We start from the raw sequence: 18463 nt of genomic DNA on the forward strand, positions 1-18463 counted from the left end.
ATGTGCTATAAACTTATTTTTATTTCTTTTGAGGTGTCACATACATGTTAATGTAGCGCCCCTCTTGTGTAGGTTTACTCTCCAGGTTTCCGATATCTTCAAGCATAGGCCAGACACGGTTAAGCACTTCTACGCCCCATTCAGGGTTTGCCATCTCGCGTCCTCTAAGGAAGACGCGAAGTTTTACATGCTTCCCTTTCTCCAAGAACTCTCTGGCATGTTTTACTTTATAGTTGATATCATTCTCAGCAATCTTACAAGAGAACTTGACCTCTTTTACATCGATGGTCTTCTGCTTCTTTTTTGCTTCTTTTTTCTTTTTCTCAAGCTCGTATTTGTGTTTACCGTAGTCCATGATTTTAGCAACAGGAGGTTTCGCATCAGGTGACATAAGAACAAGATCTAAACCTCTCTCTTCTGCTATTTGCAGTGCTTCAGACTTAGAGATGATACCAAGCTGCTCTCCGTCATCACTGAGTACCCTAAGTTCATTCGCTCTGATAGCGTCATTCATAATGACATCATCACCTTTTTTTCTGCCTCTGCTTCTATCTTGTTGTCTACTCAAATTTTACCTTCTTGAAGTTGTTGTGTTAATTTTACCATAAATTCTTCTTGTGAAAGATTATACTGTTCTTTGGCTCTTCTGTCTCGAATCGCGACCGTTTTATTTGCCACTTCTTCATCTCCGATGATCACAACGTACGGTACACGCTGCTTTTCTGCGTTACGTACACGTTTGTTAAGAGAGTCATTTTTGTCATAGACTTCAGCATCCATTCCCTCTTGAACCAATCTTTTCTTAAGCGCATAGGCATAATCTGCATGCGTATCTGCAATAGGAACAAATATCACCTGTACAGGCGCCAAGAAGAAAGGGAACTCCCCGGCATAATGCTCCGTGAGGATACCAATGAAACGTTCAAATGATCCCAGGATCGCTCTGTGTATCATCACCGGTTTCTTACGCGTGTTGTCATCCGCAACATACTCTACTTCAAAACGTTCAGGAAGGTTGAAGTCTACCTGTATCGTACCGCACTGCCATTTACGTCCAATAGCATCGGTGATCTTAATGTCTATCTTCGGACCATAAAATGCGCCCCCGCCTTCATCGATGGTAAACGGCAGATTATTGCCGTTGAGTGCATCTTTGAGTCCTTGTGTTGCCAATTCCCATACTGCATCATCACCGATCGCTTTTTCCGGTTTGGTTGCCACTTCCATCGTATACTCAAAGCCGAACAGCTTCATTACTGAATCCACGAACTCCACAACATCAAGTACCTCAGTCGCGATCTGGTTCGGTTCACAGAAGATATGTGCATCATCCTGGGTAAATTCACGTACACGGAGAAGCCCGTGAAGTACTCCTGACTTTTCATGACGATGTACCACACCATACTCATAATAACGCAGTGGCAGATCACGATAACTTTTCGGTGCTTGTTTAAAGACCTGGATGTGCCCCAAACAGTTCATCGGCTTGATCCCATACTCTTGTTCATCGATCGTAGTGAGGTACATATTTTCACCATAACATGCATAGTGCCCGGAAATTCTCCACATATCCGCCTTGAGGATCTCCGGTCCGCGTACGGGTTCATAACCGCGAGTAAGGTGTGCTTTGTGCAGGATACTCTCCAGTTTGTAACGCAGCTTTGCACCTTTTGGCATCCAGAACGGAAGCCCTGGTCCTGCCGCATCATTGAACATAAAGAGTTCCATTTCGTGACCAATCTTTCTATGGTCACGCTTTTTAGCCTCTTCAAGCATTGTCAAATGCGCTTTCAGTGTCTCTTTGTCTGCAAACGCCACACCGTAGATACGTGTCAGCATCTCCGCATTCTCATCACCGCCAAGGTATGCCCCTGCGACACGTGTCAGTTTGAAATTATGCAAGAAACGGAGTGCCGGTACGTGAGGTCCACGGCACAGGTCTTCAAAATCACCCTGCTTATAGATAGAGAGCGTATCATCTTCGATACGAGACATGACCTTTTGTTTGAGATCATCATCCGCGAACTTTTCCATCGCTTCAGCCTTGCTCATCTCATACTTTTCAATCTTGTACTTTTTCTTGATGAGCTCTTTCATCTTCTTTTCGATCGTTTTAAGATCATTCTCGCCTATTTGCTCATCCACTCTGAAGTCATAGTAGAAACCTTCATCCACCACAGGACCGACAAAGAACTGTGAATTAGGATACAGTTCTGTGATAGCCTGGGCCATAAGGTGTGCTGTCGAGTGACGTACTATCTCCAAAGAAGCCTCAGAATTGTCATACTCTATAGGTGTTGCTGTGCAGTTTTCTCCTGCACTCTGTGTATCAATAATATTGCCTTGGTCATCTATATAACCGATAAGATTTTCACTCAAATTAACCCTTTGTGTTATCGCCGCCTACAATGCAGCGTTAAAAATGCGGCTATTATATCCAAAAGTTGGATAGAAAGAAATTAATGGGGAAAAGAGAGCGGTTTTTCCCACAAGTGCATCCCTAGTCATTCAATATTTTCACCAGTCCCATTGGTGCATATGCAGCCATGGGACCGCCTGCTACCCATTTTTTCATTGCAAGTTTTCCCCGTAACGCATAATTACTGCCATCATCTGTGTCTCTTATGTCATCACAGTATTTCATTAATTCCTGGGCTTGTTCCAAGTCATTGTCCGTAAAGTTTTTTAGTAGATAGTGTGTACGTATTTTAAGTTGATCTTTTTCGTTGAGCTGGTAGGCTTGTGCAATATAATCCATCACTCCCATAAAATAGCCAAAGATCATTGCATGTTTGTTCTTGTCATCAAGGAGGAAAGGGTTATTCATTTTAGGCATAGCCAGAGAAGCCTCTGTGAAGGCACTCAACTCTTCATATATTTTTTCATAAGGTACCGTATCTTTCGTTTTTAGAAAGTCAAATAGTCCCAAAACAACCCCTGTCAATCAATTTGATATAGAAACTATATCATAAAAACGTCACATTATATCAAATAATATTGTGTAATACAAAATAAATATCAAGATGTGAAGTTAAGAAAAGTTTTGTAAAGGATTGATTGTATCAAAAAAGTGAGTGGTGATCACGATTGGACTTGAACCAACGACTTCTTCCATGTCAAGGAAGTACTCTACCAACTGAGTTACGCGATCATTGAACAAAACAGAGATGTTTTGCAGGTTGAAAGTATAGCCAACAGATACTTAAAAATGGGGGCGACTTAGTCTTCACAGACCCAGGCGCTCTCCGAGCAGAGTCTGTCGAGATATTCACTTGCTTCACTTTTCCCTGAGATCAATGCTTTTTTAAAATTGTCATACGCCTTCATTTTATCATGCGTGATACCTTCTCCCCATGCATAGAGGACTGCCACATTGACCTGTGCTGCATTGTCACCCATACTTGCTGCTTTTTGAAAAAGTTCAAAGGCCTTTTGCTGGTCCTGCTTCACGCCTTTGCCTTCCATATATAATGCGGCCAGGTTATTGTAGGCCTGCATAATACCTGACTCTACCGCTTTCTCATACCAGTATCGTGCTTTTTCATAGCCATGTGCATCCGTCTCTCCCCCACTGTGATAGAGTTGTGCCAAGTTGTACTGTGCAGACCCGTTGCCCTGTTTCGCTGCTTTTTCATACCATTGCTTCGCTTTGTCAAGGTCTTTCTGTACACCTTTGCCATTCGCATAGATAAGCCCGACATTGTACTGTGCCTTTGCATCATCTTTTTTCGCCAAGGCATAAAAGGTATTCAATGCTTTGATATAACCGCCATTATTATAGTCCTCGACTGCCTGATTGAAATCATTGGCAAAGAGAGTGACCGTAGCGATGATAAAAATAGATAAAACTTTCATAACTTCCTCTTTCAACTAACAGATAGATTATATCAAGGTCTCAGCAACAAATGTCTTAGTTACCTTACCGCCAAACCTGTAGACACCCTCTTCATAACTCACATAGAGTTCCTCCCCGCTTGTAGGAAATACCTTCATCTTATCAGGAACTTTCCCCTCTTTATGACAACGTATAAAACATGCGACCATCCCTGTCCCACAGGCTAAGGTTTCATCTTCCACGCCACGCTCGTAGGTACGGACATAGAGGGCATCATCTTTCACGCTACAGATATCCACATTCGCATTATACTTATGACGTAAAATACGTGCTTCTTCTATGTTGAGATCATCTACATTCTCTCTCACAGCTACAAGATGGGGGACCCCCGAATTGATCAGCCACCAATTTTCACCATACTCATCTATCTCTTTACTGATGATCTCTGGAGGGACCATATCGCTGACCACATAAAGACCGTTGATCGTGGCACGTATCACCCCTGCTCCGGTGAGGAACTCTGCCTTATTGTCTTTTGCAATCCCTTTTTCCAAGGCAAAATGGGCTACGGCTCTACTTGCATTACCGCACATATCTGCAACACTTCCGTCTGCATTGTAAAATTCCCATTCAAAGTCATATTCAGGATGTGGCAACACCACTACAAGACCGTCTGCTCCTACACCGTTTTGTCTATGGCAGAGTTTTTTGGCAAGTTCCGATCTGTCCGCTTTTTTTTGTGCCACAAACATTACAAAATCGTTACCGCTGGCTGAATATTTAGTTACTGTCATTAAGTATCTCCTCTTTTACGCGTTCACATTCTTTTTCTAATTGTGTAAGTGTACCACTATTATCTATAACATAGGTTGCGCGCTTACGTTTTTCTTCCACAGGTATTTGTGCCTCTATACGATTGAGTGCTTCTTCTTTCGTATACCCTTCCCTCTGCATCAGGCGTTCAAGCTGTTTCTCTTCTGTCGTATAGACCACGAGCGATTTTTTAATAGGGTACCGTTCATTTTCAAAAAAGAGGGGAATATCTATAAAATAGGGCTTCCTCAGCCTGTCCTGTTCGAGAGAGAGACGTTCGATCTCTTCATAGATCAGCGGATGCAGCAGTGCTTCAAGTGCTTTACGCTTCTCTTTATCGGAAAAGACAATAGCCCCCAAAGCCTTTCTGTCTACCTTACCCTCATGTACCAATGTCTCACCGAATTTCTCAGCAATCGCTTCATGCTGTTCATCAAGTATCTTATGGGCGATCTTGTCGGCATCTATGATATGAAATCCCGAAGCCTCGAGAAGCTTTACCGTCGAACTTTTCCCCGTCGCGATACTTCCTGTGAGGGCGATAGCATACTTAAAAGCCATTACCATTTTCTATAAGACTGAAGTTGCATATGATCATAACCGTATATATCCTCTCTAAACTGCAGTACGCCATCGTAATCTACATAAGCAGTCAGATACACCACATCTACAGGCACCTTCTGGGTTAAAGACAAGAACTCTTTTCTTGTACCCTTGAGCCTCTCCTGTGCCTTCTCAAAATCTATCGTATCATTAAAAGAAGAAAATGTTTCTAACAGTTCTATGGGCTTGCCCAAACGGATACACCCATGACTGAAAGCCCTTACATTCCGTTCAAAAAGATTTTTTGTCGGTGTATCATGCATATAGACAGAAAACTGGTTTGGAAAAAGGAATTTCACCTTTCCAAGCGCATTATGATACCCCGGTGTCTGTGCAAAGCGAAACGGTACTGTTTTGCTGTAACGGTATTGCCCCCAGTCTACAGAGCCTGCACTCACTTTTTGGGCATCTTCTCCCCAGCCTGTATAGATCTCTATTTTCTCTTTTTTCATGGCATGCGGATCTTTAAATATCTTAGGGATCATCTCTTTTTGGATAATGCTCTTGGGCACGTTCCAATGCGGGTTAAGGACAATGGTCCGCACGGTATTGGAAAAGACCGGTGTAGGATTTTTTCTTGTCCCCGTGATCACTTTCATCTGCAGGCGCAATGCGCTATCTTCTTCAAAAAAGAGTGTAAATGCAGGGATATTAATAATAATATGCCGTTTTGCATTGCGTTCATGAAGCCACTTGATACGGTCAAGGTTTAAACGTATCTGCTCAATACGCTTTTCTATAGGAACATTAAGCGCTGCCATCGTCTTTGGACCAATAATGCCTTCATCTTCCAGACCATGACGTTTTTGAAAATGCACAATAGCCTCTTTTAAACAGTTATCATACCTGTTGTCCTCTTTGCTGTGACACTTTCCATCATCTCCTGTGATGCGCACTCTTTTTCTTAAGAGGGGAACAACCTCATGGGATTCACCTGGCTTAAGCACACCTTTGAACGCGATGATAGGCCATCCGCCGTTTTTTTGCATCTCCAGGTACTGGATAAGTGATGCCTGAAGCTCTTTATAGTGGTACTCTTTGGGTTCTGCCTGGGCAAACAACTCGGATAAACTGCCGCTCAGTGCTGCCGTTTCAAGCAGAGAGAGTGGACCAAATCCGGGTCTGTACGTCACCCAGCCAGCATAGATGCCCTGTGCTTTCAGGTTGTAAAGTCTATCTTGAAATGCACCCCAGTTGATACTGCCATACAGCGTATAATCAGCATACCCTTTATAGAGTTGCGACATTTTGAATTCAAGGTCTACTTTTTGGGACACTGTACCATTGGTACCGTAAATCTCCTGTGCTTTTTGCTCCAAAATGAGCGCATCCTGATAGAGTTTGGAAGTCGCATCAAGGGTTCGATCCTGCGTGATCTGTCTAAAAAGTTCTTGACTGAATGCAGAGAGAGAATCTTCATCTATCCAGACAGGTACGAAAAAAAGCCGTGTATAGAGTCGTTTTAAAAAACTATTCGAAGGTTGGGTCTGCAGTGAATTTATCATCACCGTTGATGCCACTTCATGGAACTCCAAATGGGTATTTGCATTGGCACCTTGGGAGAACATAAAAGCAGCAATAAGCCCAAGGCGTATAGTTACATCTCTGATTATCTGTTTAATTCTTTTCATTGACCTTCCATTCTATCTTGATCAGCTATGAGTATATCAAAAAATTATACCAAAACAGTTTTCATCCCAAAGAGGAGTGATCTAAAAAGAATAATTGACAAACATCCTAAAGTTTTGAAAAGAGAGATCTCCATTTTCGACATCGGAGTAGACAGCTGAAAAGTTGACGGCATCGCTATACGCATATCCCATCCCGATGTCATACTCCCTGGCATGGTTTTGCTCTCCTGTATGGGCATCTATATTTGCTGTAAAGTTTAATCCCTCTGCACCTATGATAGAGGCATCCCATCCTATGGTGTAGAGTATGGTCTCTCCATCCGGCCCTTCTTCTCTAAGGGTATTATGTTCTGCATTGGTGAAGAACGGACCGCCCCCAAAAAAGTTGTCCGCAGCACTTCCATGGACTTTATTGTAGGCGATCGTCGCTGTAAGGCCTGCCTTCTTGAGACCAAAAGATGCCGCTACCCCATAAATTTCGGAGTCCTCTGCGTTGTCATAATCTTGAAAAGCATACTGGAGTGCCCCACCATAGGTAAAGCGATCGGTCTCCTCTTCGTAATTGGCTTCCAGATAGCTTATCTTTACTGCATCTTTCAAATAATAGAACCATCCCGATACGACCGTTTTACTCATTCCTTCATAGGTGATACCCACTATTTGCATACCCTCATTCCCATGCACATTACTAAATGTACCGGGTGATTCACTGTCGACACCGGCCCATTTTTGTAGATGGGAAAGAAATATCGTTGTATCTTTGAGGGATGTATTGAGAAGTGTCAGGGCCTCAAATGTGTTAGGGACCATCCCTATATCATCACTGTCGGCAAAAGGCGTATCAAAACTCTGTCGTCCTGCAACCAGTGTTGTTCCTGAAAATCTGCCTTTCAAATAGGCTTCACCCAAGATGGCATAATCTTCATTCTTCTCATCAAAAAAAGGTATGCCTTCAAACCCCTCTTCGCCATTACCTTGGGAAGTAAAGAGTGTTGCACCTGCCTGCAGACCATAGAAAGGTGCTGTTTCGAAGTGCAGTTTGACTCCTAGTGCATACTCTGTATCTGTGTCATTGTCTGCTTTATGGCTTTGATACCCTACTCTCACCATGGCATCATAATGCGCTTTGGATAACGATTGACCCAAACTCTCTGCACAGAGAGGCATACCCGTGATCAACAGAACACCGACTATTCTCTTTTTCGCTGAATCTTTAATGGTCTATCTGCTCTACTTCTATTTTGCCAGCTTCATCTGCACGCAATGCGATAAGCGTTGAGCCTACTTCTATCTCCATCGTCTGCTTGGCAAGGGAGCACCCTTTGACAAAAAGAGTTTCACCCCGCATCACTCCAAATGAGGTGAGCCTGTCCTTTAGAGCCTTGTCCGCATGTACCTTTATGATCTCTGCTTTGTCACCTTTATGCAATTCACTCAATACCATCTTACACTCCTGTCATCATCAACGTCACATGGTACGCTACAAAACTCAATATCCAAGCTGTCACTGTGGTCATAAAGAAAAGATAGACCAGGTATTTCCACCCTCCGGCCTCTTTTGCAAAGACCATGGATGCAGCCAAGCAAGGCAGGTAGACCATTACAAAGACCACAAATGCTATAGCTGCGGCAAATGGGATGTTCGCTTTGATCTTTGCTATCAATCCTTCATTCCCTTCATCCACTTCATCTCCAAGCGCATAGAGTACGCCCAGTGTCGAGACCACTACCTCTTTTGCCGCAAGTCCTGATTCCAATGCCACTGCCATACGCCAGTCAAACCCGAGCGGTGCAAAAAACGGTTCGGAAGCATGTCCTATCTTCCCCAGGTAACTCTCTTCAAGCAGACGTGCCGAGAGTTCATTGTGTAAATGGTTTTTCTCTTTCTCATTGAGTGCCTGCGATATCTTTGTCTCATACTGCGCTTCAAGCTCACTGTTTTTAGGGTAGTTCCCTGCAAACCAGATCAAAACGGCTGCAGCCAAAATGTAAGTTCCTGCTTTTTTCAGGTAAGATTTCGCCTGGCCATACACGGTGTGCCAGATGAGCTTCAGTGACGGCATACGGTATTTTGGCATCTCCATCACAAACGGTTCATCTTCGCCTTTAAAGACAAACATTTTAAGCACCTTTGCAGCGACCAGACCAAAAATGGCCCCGGATATATAGATAATAAACAGGATATTCCCCGCTTTTTCTTGGGCAAAAAACGCGCCTGCAAAAAGCACGTAGATAGGCAGTCTGGCACCGCAGGACATAAATCCTATGATGAAAAGCGTGATCAATCTGTCTTTTTCATTTTTAAGCGTCCGTGCCGCCATATAGGCGGGTACAGAACACCCAAACCCTGTGACCAGAGGGATAAAACTCTTTCCATGCAGTCCGAACTTATGGAAAAAACCATCCAGCAAAAAGGCCACACGGCTCATATAGCCTGTCGTCTCCAGCAGGGCAATCCCTATGAAGAGTATCAGAATATTGGGCAGGAACATGATGACCGCTCCCACACCTGCTATCATCCCGTCGGCAACCAGTGAACCCAGTTCCCCCTCACCCAGAACCGACTTGGCCTGATCTCCGAACCACCCGAAAGCAGCGTCGATATAATCCATAGGTACAGAACCCAGTTCAAATGTAAGCTGGAACAGCGCCCACATAAAGAAGAGAAAAAGCGGTATACCCAGGATCTTGTTGATAAGAAGGTTGTCTATCTTTTGTGTCAGGTTTTTGGCTTTCATTCCCTCCACAGACATCACTTCCATCTTTGCCCCTTTGGCAAAAGCAAAATGTTCATCCGCAAAGATCTCATCCAAGTCTTTGGTATTATTGTGAAGGTAAAGATGGTTCAGGGCTTCTCTTACGATAGGCAGCATCTCTATCCAGATAGGTTCATCGTGCATTTTCTTATACACATCTGTATCTTCTTGTAATAACCTTACAGCCAAATGGCGATAAGGAAGTGAACTTTTATAATTTTTCTCTTTTAGGAAGGTGACGATCGTCTCTATCTCTTCTTCTATTGGGTCACTATAGACAACCTTTGAGCCTGTCTCTTCTCTTTCATACACTTCAATGATGGCTGCTTTCAGTGCTTCAATACCTACTTTTTGTGAGGCAGAGGTTTTGATACATGGTACCCCAAGGATGGCAGAGAGCTGTTTTTCATCTATCATAATGCCTTCTTTTTGTGCCTCATCATCCATATTAAGTGCAACAATGACTTTCTTGCCCGTTTCAAGGAGTTGTGTGGTAAAGAGGAGATTTCTCTGAAGGTTCGTGGAGTCCACGACATTCACGATGATATCGTATTCATCACTTTGTAAAAAGCTCTTGGTGACCTTCTCTTCTATCGTGTATTCCGTTAAAGAGTAGGCACCAGGAAGGTCAATGATATGTATCTCATAGTCCTTGCAGCTGACCTCATCACACAGTGTAAATTCTACTTCTGTTTTATCTACGGTGACACCTGAAAAGTTACCTACTTTGAGTGTGGCATTGGATATCGCGTTAATGAGTGAGCTTTTCCCTACGTTTGGCTGTCCTGCCAATGCTATGGTTATTTTTTCCACCTATTTTCCTTATGGTATAACCTATATAAATGATAACAATTATCACTTATCTAAATTTTGATGAAGTATAGTCTACCTTCTCTTAAAAAAGTATTAAATTGAGAGTAATTATCAATTTAATAGAGTGCCTCACTAAAATGGCAAACTTTTTAAAAACTCTGCGGCCTGACCACCCAGTGCCTTATCAAGCTTCTCCTGCACCTTCTCATCTATTTTATCTTTGATCAGTGCAGAGGTATCAATGGTGATTTTTGGGCTATTGACCGACCCTTTGATCTTCCCTCTTACTCTATGGTCCTCATAGACGAATGAGAACCTGGCTGTATTGGTATTAGTGGCCGTATTGAGTCTACCCTGAGTAATATCAATACTGCTTCTTGTTCCTACCGCATGCAATGTATAATCAATGATGTTTTTGTCTATATCGGCATGAAACTTGGTGGAGGAGAAGATCACACGTGCAGGATCCTTTCCTATCGCCAAGCTTATCATTTTGGTCAGATCACTCGGTTTGATCTGGAATGAGGCGATATCCAGGTCCACCACACCGGATTTTCGTTTCAGATTGTATTTTGCTTTCCCTGAAGCCGATCCCAAAAAGTTCCTTTTGTGTCCGAGTGTCCCTAAAATATTTTCCAGAGGTACACTGCTTATCGTGCTGGTCAGGTCATCCCCTTTCAGGATATAATCGATCTTGCCTCCCAAAGAGGTCGTTGCCCCCGTTACCTGCAGTACTTTGTCTTTAGAGAACTCCCCTTTCAAGAGAAGCGGTCCATAAAGCTTTTGACCGATCAGCGGTTGCACTTCCTTTAGATCTGGAATGTCAATGGTATAACTGCTTTTCAACGTTTGCTTCTGTGCATCATACACCATATTGTCAAGCGTGATGTCTCCCACGGAACTTTTCACATCTGTATGGATCGTTCCTTTTCCCTCTTTGAATCTCCCTGAAGACTCTACGACCGCATGCATATTGAATGCCTCACCTGTCAATTGTTTCATCGCATCGGGCTGTGTTACCAGTTTGCTGCTCTTGAGAGAAAACGTTCCCTCTTGGGGGTCAAGATTCGTAAAATCTATATGGCTGTCTATGGTCCCCTTCACATACACAGGCAATCCGCTCAAGGCGAGTACCTTCTCTACAGAAAGCTCGGAGATATCTACTTTGGCAGTTTTGCTGTCATACTCAAACGCGACCTTTTTACCCAATCCTTCCGTCACACCGGAGATGCTCAGTGTATCCGTAAGGTTGAGTGTCCCTTTGGCACTGACAGGTGTAGCTTTCGCTTCTTTTGCCTTAGGGATCAATGCATTGATATCATGGACGAGGATATCGTACTCTGAGACCAGAGTGTTTTGTTTCAGGTCATATTCGAATGAAGGGAGTGTGATATCGGTCAATGTTGAGACTACCAACGCATTTCCGCTAAGCAGTGCATTCTCTATCTCTCCTTTAGATTCGAAGGTAAAGGTATTCTCTTCGGGGATCTTGTATCCTGCCATCTTTTCTACAGTCTTAGGGTTTAATACCCCTTTATCAACCTGTAGTCTATAGGTCCCGGAGATCTCTTCCAACTCCTCCAGCACCAAGTTCCCGCTGAGTTCGCCTTTGGCATAGTCGGGCTGTTTAAGAAAAGCGAGAAGCTTCTCTAAAGAGAGTTTCTCTAAAGTGACCTTGGCTGTTTCTCCTAACATAAAATCGAGCACACCTCCTAAAGAGCGGCTCGTTCCGGTCACACGTGTAACTTCATCTTTCTTTTCTATATTCCCTTCTATTTTGAAAGGACCTGCCAGCTTATTCTTTGTCAGGATACGCATATCTTTCACATCCAAACGGTATGCTGCTTTGGCTTCATCAGAATCCATATCCATCACTGCATCTTTGATCTGCAAGGCAAAAAGGTTGCTTTTTATATCACCCGCCAGTTGGGCACTTTTCCCTTCCAGTGTGGCATCCACTCTTCCCTCTACATAACTTTTTTTAGGAAGGGTATAGTGATAGAGTTCTTTCACCAATGCACGATCGAACGTGGCTTTGTTCAGGACGATATGGCCATACCCGCTTGCAGTCTCTTCACCGATTTCAGGCATATTGATCTCAACATCTATCTTACCTTCTGCCAGAGCAGGATACCCCACCAGCTGTAATACTTCTGAAAAGTGTGCACCTTTCATGTTGGCCATGATCTTCTGTGCGCTCTCATCGATGAGATTGAAACGGTAGTCCAACGCTGCGCCAAGGGCTTTTCCTTGCCCCTCTACATAGATATCTTCAGGATCCCCTTTAAAGTCTCCATGAATATCTACATCCTTTACCTTGATCTGCTCATAAGTAAACCTGTCCGTTTTGATCTGATAGGTACCTTCAAATGCCTGGCTCCATAGATTATGCTCTGTAGCTACATTGACAAAAGCCTGTTTGTTGATCACTATCTCCAAGCTTGATGTCCCCGAGTCGAGTTTGAATCTATTGACCTCAACAGGTAATCCTATCTTCTCTTCCAGCGTCTCTTTGACATAGGGTTTTAGCAACTCATTACCCGTTTGACTAAAAATGAAAAAAGAGAGGCCTATGATTGTAAGCAAAAGAAACAGTACTATAGAAAGTGTTATTTTAAGTATTTTATTCATGCCTTATTATACTAAAATAAACATAGAAGTGCTAGAATACCCCATGCATTTTACATTCGGTTCGCCCTATCTATTGGCCCTACTGTTACTCTTACCCTGTTTCCTCTGGTGTAAACAGTATAGTAAACCCTACTATTTCCCTAAATTGGCATGGGTGACACGACAGAGTCCTCTTTTGAGCTGGGAGCCGTGGCTGAAAATGGCCCTCTTCACACTGATGGTCTTCGCCCTTGCAAAACCATTTGTCTATGATGCGAGCTCTGCTCAACACAAAAAAGGAAGGGATCTCATTCTATCTATTGACGCGAGCGGTTCTATGGCACAGAGCGGATTTCATCTCAAAGACCGAATGAAAACCAAATATCAAATCACCACCGAACTCTCCAAAGACTTCATAGCAAAACGTTTTGATGACAACATGGGGGTTGTCGTTTTTGGTACCTTTGCCTATACTGCTTCTCCTCTCACCTATGACCTTGAATCACTCTCATATCTGCTTGAGATGACCAATGTCGGGCTTGCAGGAGAGAGTACTGCCCTGGGTGATGCCATCATGCAGTCCATCCGTACCCTCTCTTACGGTGAGGCAAACAACAAAGTGATCGTCCTTCTTACCGACGGATACCATAATGCAGGACAAAGCTCGCCTAAAGAAGCAGTGATGAGGGCCAAAGAGCTGGGTATCAAGATCTATACCATAGGGATAGGGAAAAAATCGGATTATGATGCTTCCCTACTTGAGACCATCGCCAAACAGAGCGGTGCTAAAAGTTATGCTGCCTCTTCTGCAGAAGCCCTTTCCAAGGTCTACGACGAGATCAATGACCTGGAGCCCAGTGCGATACGGAGTGAGAACTACCTTAACCAGAAGCTGCTCATACTCTACCCTCTGGCACTGGTGTTCCTCCTTCTTTTACTCTGGGTACTCCTGACCAAAGGGGATGAAAAATGACACTGCTCTATCCAAGCTTTTTGTGGTTGCTGATCCCTCTGGCTCTTCTTTTATGGTACCGTTCACGTAAACTGATACCTCTTGTGCATCTGATCATCCTTATGCTTATTGTGCTCTCTCTTGCACGTCCCGTCCAGGAAGAGGCGCTGCAGGAAGCAAGCATAGAGGCTAAAGACATTATTATTGCATTGGATGTCTCATACTCCATGAAAGCCAAAGATATCACCCCTACACGTTACGACTTTGCAAAAGAGACCATTGCTGCCCTTCTGCAGGCAAATCCGGGTGACAACATCATGCTTATTGCCTTTACAACCAACCCGTTGCTGCTCTCTCCCCCTACTACGGACCATACACTGATCAATATTGCCCTTGAAAATCTCAATCCGGAGTTTATCCTTACCAAGGGTACCTCTCTTGAAAAGCTTTTTAAGAGACTCGCTTCCATGAAGATGGAGCATAAAAACCTCATACTGATCACAGACGGTGGAGAAGAAGAGGATCTTGATAAACTGACAACACTCCTGCAAACCTCGGATATCTCTTTGACTGTTTTGGCATTGGGAACCACACAGGGAACCACCATTGAGAACAAAGACGGAAGCCTGCTAAAAGACAAAGATGACAACCTTGTTATCTCCCGTGTCAATCCTCTTTTGGAATCACTCTCTTCCTCTGTCTCAGGCACATACCTGACCGCCTCAAGTACCCCCGAGGCAACAGCGTACAAGATCAATGGTGCCTTGCAGGAGAATAAGGATCAAGCACAACAGATTCAGAAGATGCAACGCCATTACCTGGAACTCTATCAGCTCCCTTTGGCATTGGCTCTTCTCTTGTTCTTTATAGTCCACACGCGCGCTGTCAAATACCTGCTCCTGCTCTTTACACTTTTGGGAGTACAGGCCGAAGCTTCCATGCTGGACAACTACCATCTGAACCGTGCCTACAAAAGCTACCAAGCCTCTGATCTCAATGAGACAAAAAAACAGCTACAGCAGATAAAGGTCCGTTCCTTGCAGAGCCAAATCGTGCTGGCAAATACCTACTACAAACAGCGCGCCTTTAAAAAAGCGATCCAAACCTACAAATCCATCCGCTCCACCTCTCCAAAGATAAAGCAGCAACTCTATTACAACACTGCCAATGCCTATGCCATGTTAGAATCGTACGATAAAGCCAAAATCTACTATACTAAAGCCTTACAGTTAGGTGAAGATCCGGATGCTGAACATAACCTGAAGCTGGTTGCACTTCTCAGCGACAAAAAAAGTGCAGATCTTGGTATCGCCCACCCGAAATCACAAGACTCCTCTTCAAGCAAAAGTGAGTCACAAGAAGAGACCAAAGAGTCAAAAAGTGAAGATGAACCCAGTTCCGGAAGCGGCGGGGGCGGAGAGAGCCAAACGCAAAAAGAACAGGAAAAGAACAAGCTGTTAGATGCAGGAGAGCAGGAGCAGCACCCGCTGGGCTCCAAAGTCTATGAACTTATCAATAAAGGATATATACGTGAAACACAACCTTGGTAAAAGATCTTTGCATCTTTTCTTTCTTCTTCTAAGCTTTCTCACGCTGCACGCAGAAGATTTTACCTATACGTTTAAGGTAGATCAACCCACACCTTATGTCAAAGAGCCCGTCATTCTTACCCTTGACCTCAACCAAACCAACCATGATGTCGTGATGCTCTTTAGCTTTGACATTAAGAAGAGTGAAGATTACACGTTTCAAAGACTTGACATCCGGAAAACCGAGAATTATCATGATGCCAAAATACATTATGTCTATCTCATCTACCCCTTAAGATCCGGAGAGCTGGACATTACATTCGACCTCATCAAAAAAGTCACAACCGATGAAAGTCTGGCTTACAGTTTCTCCGGAGACAGAGACAATGTGAAGAAGTTGGTGACCAAGGACACACAGATCGATCTGCCCCCTGTGCAACTCCGGGTCAAACCGCTCCCTGAAGGTACTCTGCTTGTAGGAGACTTTACATTGTCCTATGAGATCAAAAAGCATCAAGCCAAGGCCTATGAACCGCTGCCTTTCCAAGTGAGTATCAAAGGGAAGGGATACCCTCCGCTGGTAGGGACACTGCTTCCAAAAGAGGGGAACTTTACGCGCTTTACAGAAAAACCTATTGTCAAGTCTGTAGCAACCAAAGAGGGAACACACAGTACGGTGACCTACCCGATGGCGCTTTCGCATAGTCAAAGTTTTTCTCTCTCGCCTATACGCCTCAACGCCTTTGATCCCAAAAGCGAAAAAAAATATACCCTTGATATCCCATCACAGCAGTTTGATATTGAGCAGGTGGAGTCCCGTCATTTGGTTGACACAGTAGATGCACCGGATATTGCCAGTGAAGACTGGTCCTGGTTAAGCACACTTTTGGGCTACACCATAACATTTTTTGCCGGCTATATGACCGCACTTAGCTGGAGATGGAGTATGAAAAAGAGACAAAAAGAAAACCATCCTTTGGTCCAAAAGATACGTAACTGTAAAGACGAAAAATCGTTACTGCAGGTACTTATCGCCGCAGACCATAGTGATTTTACCTCCAGTATAGAAAAACTGGAAGATTCTTTATACGGAAATGGTAAAATCAACTTTAATAAAGTAAAACAGGACGCGCTGGAGAAACGAATATGAATGAACAGATAAACACACTTAAAAAAGAGATAAGCAAAGCCGTTATAGGGCAGGAGGCCATGGTTGAAGGACTGCTCATAGGATTGCTCTGTGACGGGCATATACTGGTAGAAGGTGTACCGGGACTTGCAAAGACCACAACCATCAATGCACTCTCACGTGCCTTAGGGTTAGAGTCTAAACGTATCCAGTTCACACCGGACCTTTTACCTTCGGACATCATCGGTGCACAGATCTATAACCCGCAAGACCACAGTTTCAGTATCAAAAAGGGTCCGCTTTTCACACACCTTCTTTTAGCCGACGAGATCAACCGTGCCCCTGCCAAAGTACAATCCGCCCTGCTTGAAGTGATGCAGGAGAGACAGGTCACCATTGCCGAAGAGACCTTTAAACTTGAACGGCCGTTTCTGGTCATGGCCACGCAGAACCCCATAGAACAAGAAGGGGTCTACGCACTGCCTGAAGCGCAGCTGGACCGCTTTATGATGAAGATCGTCGTGCAGCACAACTCTGAAGCCCAAGAGCTGGAGATCATGCGGAAAGCAGCAAGTAAAAGTTTTGGTGAAGTGCAGACCGTACTGAGTATAGAGGACCTCTTTGCACTGCAAGAAGAGATCGGCAAGATCCATATCGATGAAGAGATGGAACGCTATATGGTACAGATCATCACTGCAACAAGGGAACCTCTCAGATTTGGCCTAGAGGATATCGCTGAGAACATTATGTTCGGCGCAAGCCCAAGAGCCTCTATAGACCTTTACAAGGCAGCCAAAGCCAAGGCCTTTCTGCGTGGAAATGACTTTGTATCTCCTGCAGACATCGGATATGTGATACACAATGTACTCCGTCACCGTATTGTCCTCTCTTATGAGGCCAGAGCCAAAGGTATCCATACCGATGAGATCATCACTGCGATTATTGAGACACTACCGATACCCTAATGAATACAGCCCTTAAAGCACTGCAACTCAAAGCCAGACACCAAGTATACACGCTGCTTAGCGGACACAACCTCTCTAAGCTCCATGGGGAGGGGTATGACTTCTCGGAACTCAGAGAGTACCAGATGGGGGATGACATCCGGAAGATAAACTGGACCATCTCGGCAAAGCTGGGATATCCCTATATCAAGGAGTTGCATGCCAACCGTGAACTCTCCGTCGTAGTGGCTGCCTTCATGGATGCCAGCCTCTATTTTGGCCAGGGAAATGCCAAACAGGAGAAGCTTACAGAGGTAGCCACTATCCTGGGCTATGCGGCACAGCAGAATAATGACCTCTTTACAGGGATACACTATACTCAGGAGCAAACCCATACGACCCCGCCGACCAAACAGCTCTATCATATAGAACAGTTCTCACAAGCACTCTACGGTGCCTCTGTGCTCCATACTGCACTGGACCATAGCGCTGCCATTCAAGACCTTTTCAAAAGGCTGCACAAACCTTCGCTTCTATTTATCCTGAGTGATTTTTTAGAAGAGATGGATCTCTCTTTGCTCTCTCAAAAACACGAAGTCATTGCAGTGATCATCAGAGATAGAGAAGAAGAGGTCCCTAAAAAACTCGGGGAGGTCACTCTCTCCCATCCGCAGGATGACAAGAAGATGGATACCTATTTTGGCCAAAGAAGTATAGAGAAGTATCTTGCAAGACTCAAAGAGAACGATGAGAAGCTCTCTGAGCATTTTGCCCACTATGACATTCGTTCGGTTAAGATATTCACAGATGACGAAGCCGTAAGCAAACTGGTGGGGCTCTTTGTATAG

General features: G+C 44.1%; 16 protein-coding genes and 1 tRNA gene. 5 read left to right on the forward strand and 12 right to left on the reverse strand.

Annotated elements, in window-relative coordinates; translation table 11 throughout:
* Nucleotides 1-19: 19 nt before the first annotated feature.
* The 12 genes from infC to MN086_RS10735 all read right to left on the reverse strand — a co-directional run bounded on the left by infC (nt 20) and on the right by MN086_RS10735 (nt 13082).
* Nucleotides 20-568 carry a translation initiation factor IF-3 gene (gene infC, locus MN086_RS10680; protein ID WP_248575970.1) on the reverse strand — a complete coding sequence of 183 codons (549 nt, stop codon included), beginning with the start codon at nt 566-568 and terminating at the stop codon, nt 20-22.
* Entirely contained in the window at nt 565-2379 is a 1815-nt protein-coding gene (gene thrS / locus MN086_RS10685; RefSeq protein ID WP_248575971.1) for a threonine--tRNA ligase, read from the reverse strand. Before thrS ends, infC begins: the two co-directional genes overlap by 4 nt.
* 121 nt (nt 2380-2500) lie before the next feature.
* Nucleotides 2501-2929: a hypothetical protein gene (locus MN086_RS10690; RefSeq protein WP_248575972.1), complete on the reverse strand. Its 429-nt coding sequence runs from the start codon at nt 2927-2929 to the stop codon at nt 2501-2503.
* A gap of 146 nt (nt 2930-3075) precedes the next feature.
* Nucleotides 3076-3151: transfer RNA gene (locus tag MN086_RS10695), tRNA-Val, on the reverse strand.
* Between the two features lie 68 nt (nt 3152-3219).
* Entirely contained in the window at nt 3220-3855 is a 636-nt protein-coding gene (locus MN086_RS10700) for a tetratricopeptide repeat protein (RefSeq protein ID WP_248575973.1), read from the reverse strand.
* Nucleotides 3856-3882: 27 nt separating this feature from the next.
* Nucleotides 3883-4629 carry a diaminopimelate epimerase gene (gene dapF / locus MN086_RS10705; RefSeq protein ID WP_248575974.1) on the reverse strand — a complete coding sequence of 249 codons (747 nt, stop codon included), beginning with the start codon at nt 4627-4629 and terminating at the stop codon, nt 3883-3885.
* Nucleotides 4616-5209: a dephospho-CoA kinase gene (gene coaE, locus MN086_RS10710; protein ID WP_248575975.1), complete on the reverse strand. Its 594-nt coding sequence runs from the start codon at nt 5207-5209 to the stop codon at nt 4616-4618. Before coaE ends, dapF begins: the two co-directional genes overlap by 14 nt.
* On the reverse strand, nt 5209-6882 hold the full coding sequence (locus MN086_RS10715; protein WP_248575976.1) for a murein L,D-transpeptidase: 1674 nt from the start codon (nt 6880-6882) through the stop codon (nt 5209-5211). The genes coaE and MN086_RS10715 overlap by 1 nt, the downstream gene beginning before the upstream one ends.
* A gap of 81 nt (nt 6883-6963) precedes the next feature.
* The gene (locus MN086_RS10720) at nt 6964-8061 is read right to left on the reverse strand and encodes an OprD family outer membrane porin (protein ID WP_248575977.1); all 1098 of its coding nucleotides are present in this window, start codon (nt 8059-8061) and stop codon (nt 6964-6966) included.
* A 34-nt stretch (nt 8062-8095) separates the two neighbouring features.
* Nucleotides 8096-8326, reverse strand: a complete 231-nt coding sequence (locus MN086_RS10725; RefSeq protein WP_248575978.1) for a FeoA family protein — start codon at nt 8324-8326, stop codon at nt 8096-8098.
* Nucleotide 8327: 1 nt separating this feature from the next.
* Nucleotides 8328-10451, reverse strand: coding sequence for a ferrous iron transport protein B (gene feoB, locus MN086_RS10730; RefSeq protein ID WP_248575979.1), 2124 nt, complete (start codon nt 10449-10451; stop codon nt 8328-8330).
* Between the two features lie 132 nt (nt 10452-10583).
* Nucleotides 10584-13082 carry a hypothetical protein gene (locus MN086_RS10735; RefSeq protein ID WP_248575980.1) on the reverse strand — a complete coding sequence of 833 codons (2499 nt, stop codon included), beginning with the start codon at nt 13080-13082 and terminating at the stop codon, nt 10584-10586.
* 43 nt (nt 13083-13125) lie between these two features.
* Between MN086_RS10735 and MN086_RS10740 the strand changes: the two genes are divergently transcribed.
* The 5 genes from MN086_RS10740 to MN086_RS10760 are packed head-to-tail and all read left to right on the forward strand — an operon-like array spanning nt 13126 to nt 18463.
* Complete coding sequence (locus tag MN086_RS10740; protein ID WP_248575981.1) at nt 13126-14034, forward strand: VWA domain-containing protein; 909 nt, start codon at nt 13126-13128, stop codon at nt 14032-14034.
* Nucleotides 14031-15563: a VWA domain-containing protein gene (locus MN086_RS10745; protein ID WP_248575982.1), complete on the forward strand. Its 1533-nt coding sequence runs from the start codon at nt 14031-14033 to the stop codon at nt 15561-15563. Before MN086_RS10740 ends, MN086_RS10745 begins: the two co-directional genes overlap by 4 nt.
* Nucleotides 15544-16692, forward strand: a complete 1149-nt coding sequence (locus MN086_RS10750; RefSeq protein WP_248575983.1) for a hypothetical protein — start codon at nt 15544-15546, stop codon at nt 16690-16692. Before MN086_RS10745 ends, MN086_RS10750 begins: the two co-directional genes overlap by 20 nt.
* Complete coding sequence (locus MN086_RS10755) at nt 16689-17636, forward strand: MoxR family ATPase (protein ID WP_248575984.1); 948 nt, start codon at nt 16689-16691, stop codon at nt 17634-17636. The genes MN086_RS10750 and MN086_RS10755 overlap by 4 nt, the downstream gene beginning before the upstream one ends.
* Nucleotides 17636-18463 carry a DUF58 domain-containing protein gene (locus MN086_RS10760; RefSeq protein ID WP_248575985.1) on the forward strand — a complete coding sequence of 276 codons (828 nt, stop codon included), beginning with the start codon at nt 17636-17638 and terminating at the stop codon, nt 18461-18463. Before MN086_RS10755 ends, MN086_RS10760 begins: the two co-directional genes overlap by 1 nt.

The organism is Sulfurovum sp. XGS-02 (assembly GCF_023213175.1).
Lineage (GTDB): Bacteria > Campylobacterota > Campylobacteria > Campylobacterales > Sulfurovaceae > Sulfurovum.

What these genes read in the sequence shown, in the direction of transcription:
- MN086_RS10745 (WP_248575982.1), top strand. Translation starts at nt 14,031, where the DNA reads ATGACACTGCTCTATCCAAGCTTTTTGTGGTTGCTGATCCCTCTGGCT.
- MN086_RS10735 (WP_248575980.1), bottom strand. Translation starts at nt 13,082, where the DNA reads ATGAATAAAATACTTAAAATAACACTTTCTATAGTACTGTTTCTTTTG.
- MN086_RS10740 (WP_248575981.1), top strand. Translation starts at nt 13,126, where the DNA reads ATGCATTTTACATTCGGTTCGCCCTATCTATTGGCCCTACTGTTACTC.
- MN086_RS10760 (WP_248575985.1), top strand. Translation starts at nt 17,636, where the DNA reads ATGAATACAGCCCTTAAAGCACTGCAACTCAAAGCCAGACACCAAGTA.
- MN086_RS10755 (WP_248575984.1), top strand. Translation starts at nt 16,689, where the DNA reads ATGAATGAACAGATAAACACACTTAAAAAAGAGATAAGCAAAGCCGTT.
- dapF (WP_248575974.1), bottom strand. Translation starts at nt 4,629, where the DNA reads ATGACAGTAACTAAATATTCAGCCAGCGGTAACGATTTTGTAATGTTT.
- MN086_RS10715 (WP_248575976.1), bottom strand. Translation starts at nt 6,882, where the DNA reads ATGAAAAGAATTAAACAGATAATCAGAGATGTAACTATACGCCTTGGG.
- MN086_RS10725 (WP_248575978.1), bottom strand. Translation starts at nt 8,326, where the DNA reads ATGGTATTGAGTGAATTGCATAAAGGTGACAAAGCAGAGATCATAAAG.
- MN086_RS10700 (WP_248575973.1), bottom strand. Translation starts at nt 3,855, where the DNA reads ATGAAAGTTTTATCTATTTTTATCATCGCTACGGTCACTCTCTTTGCC.
- coaE (WP_248575975.1), bottom strand. Translation starts at nt 5,209, where the DNA reads ATGGCTTTTAAGTATGCTATCGCCCTCACAGGAAGTATCGCGACGGGG.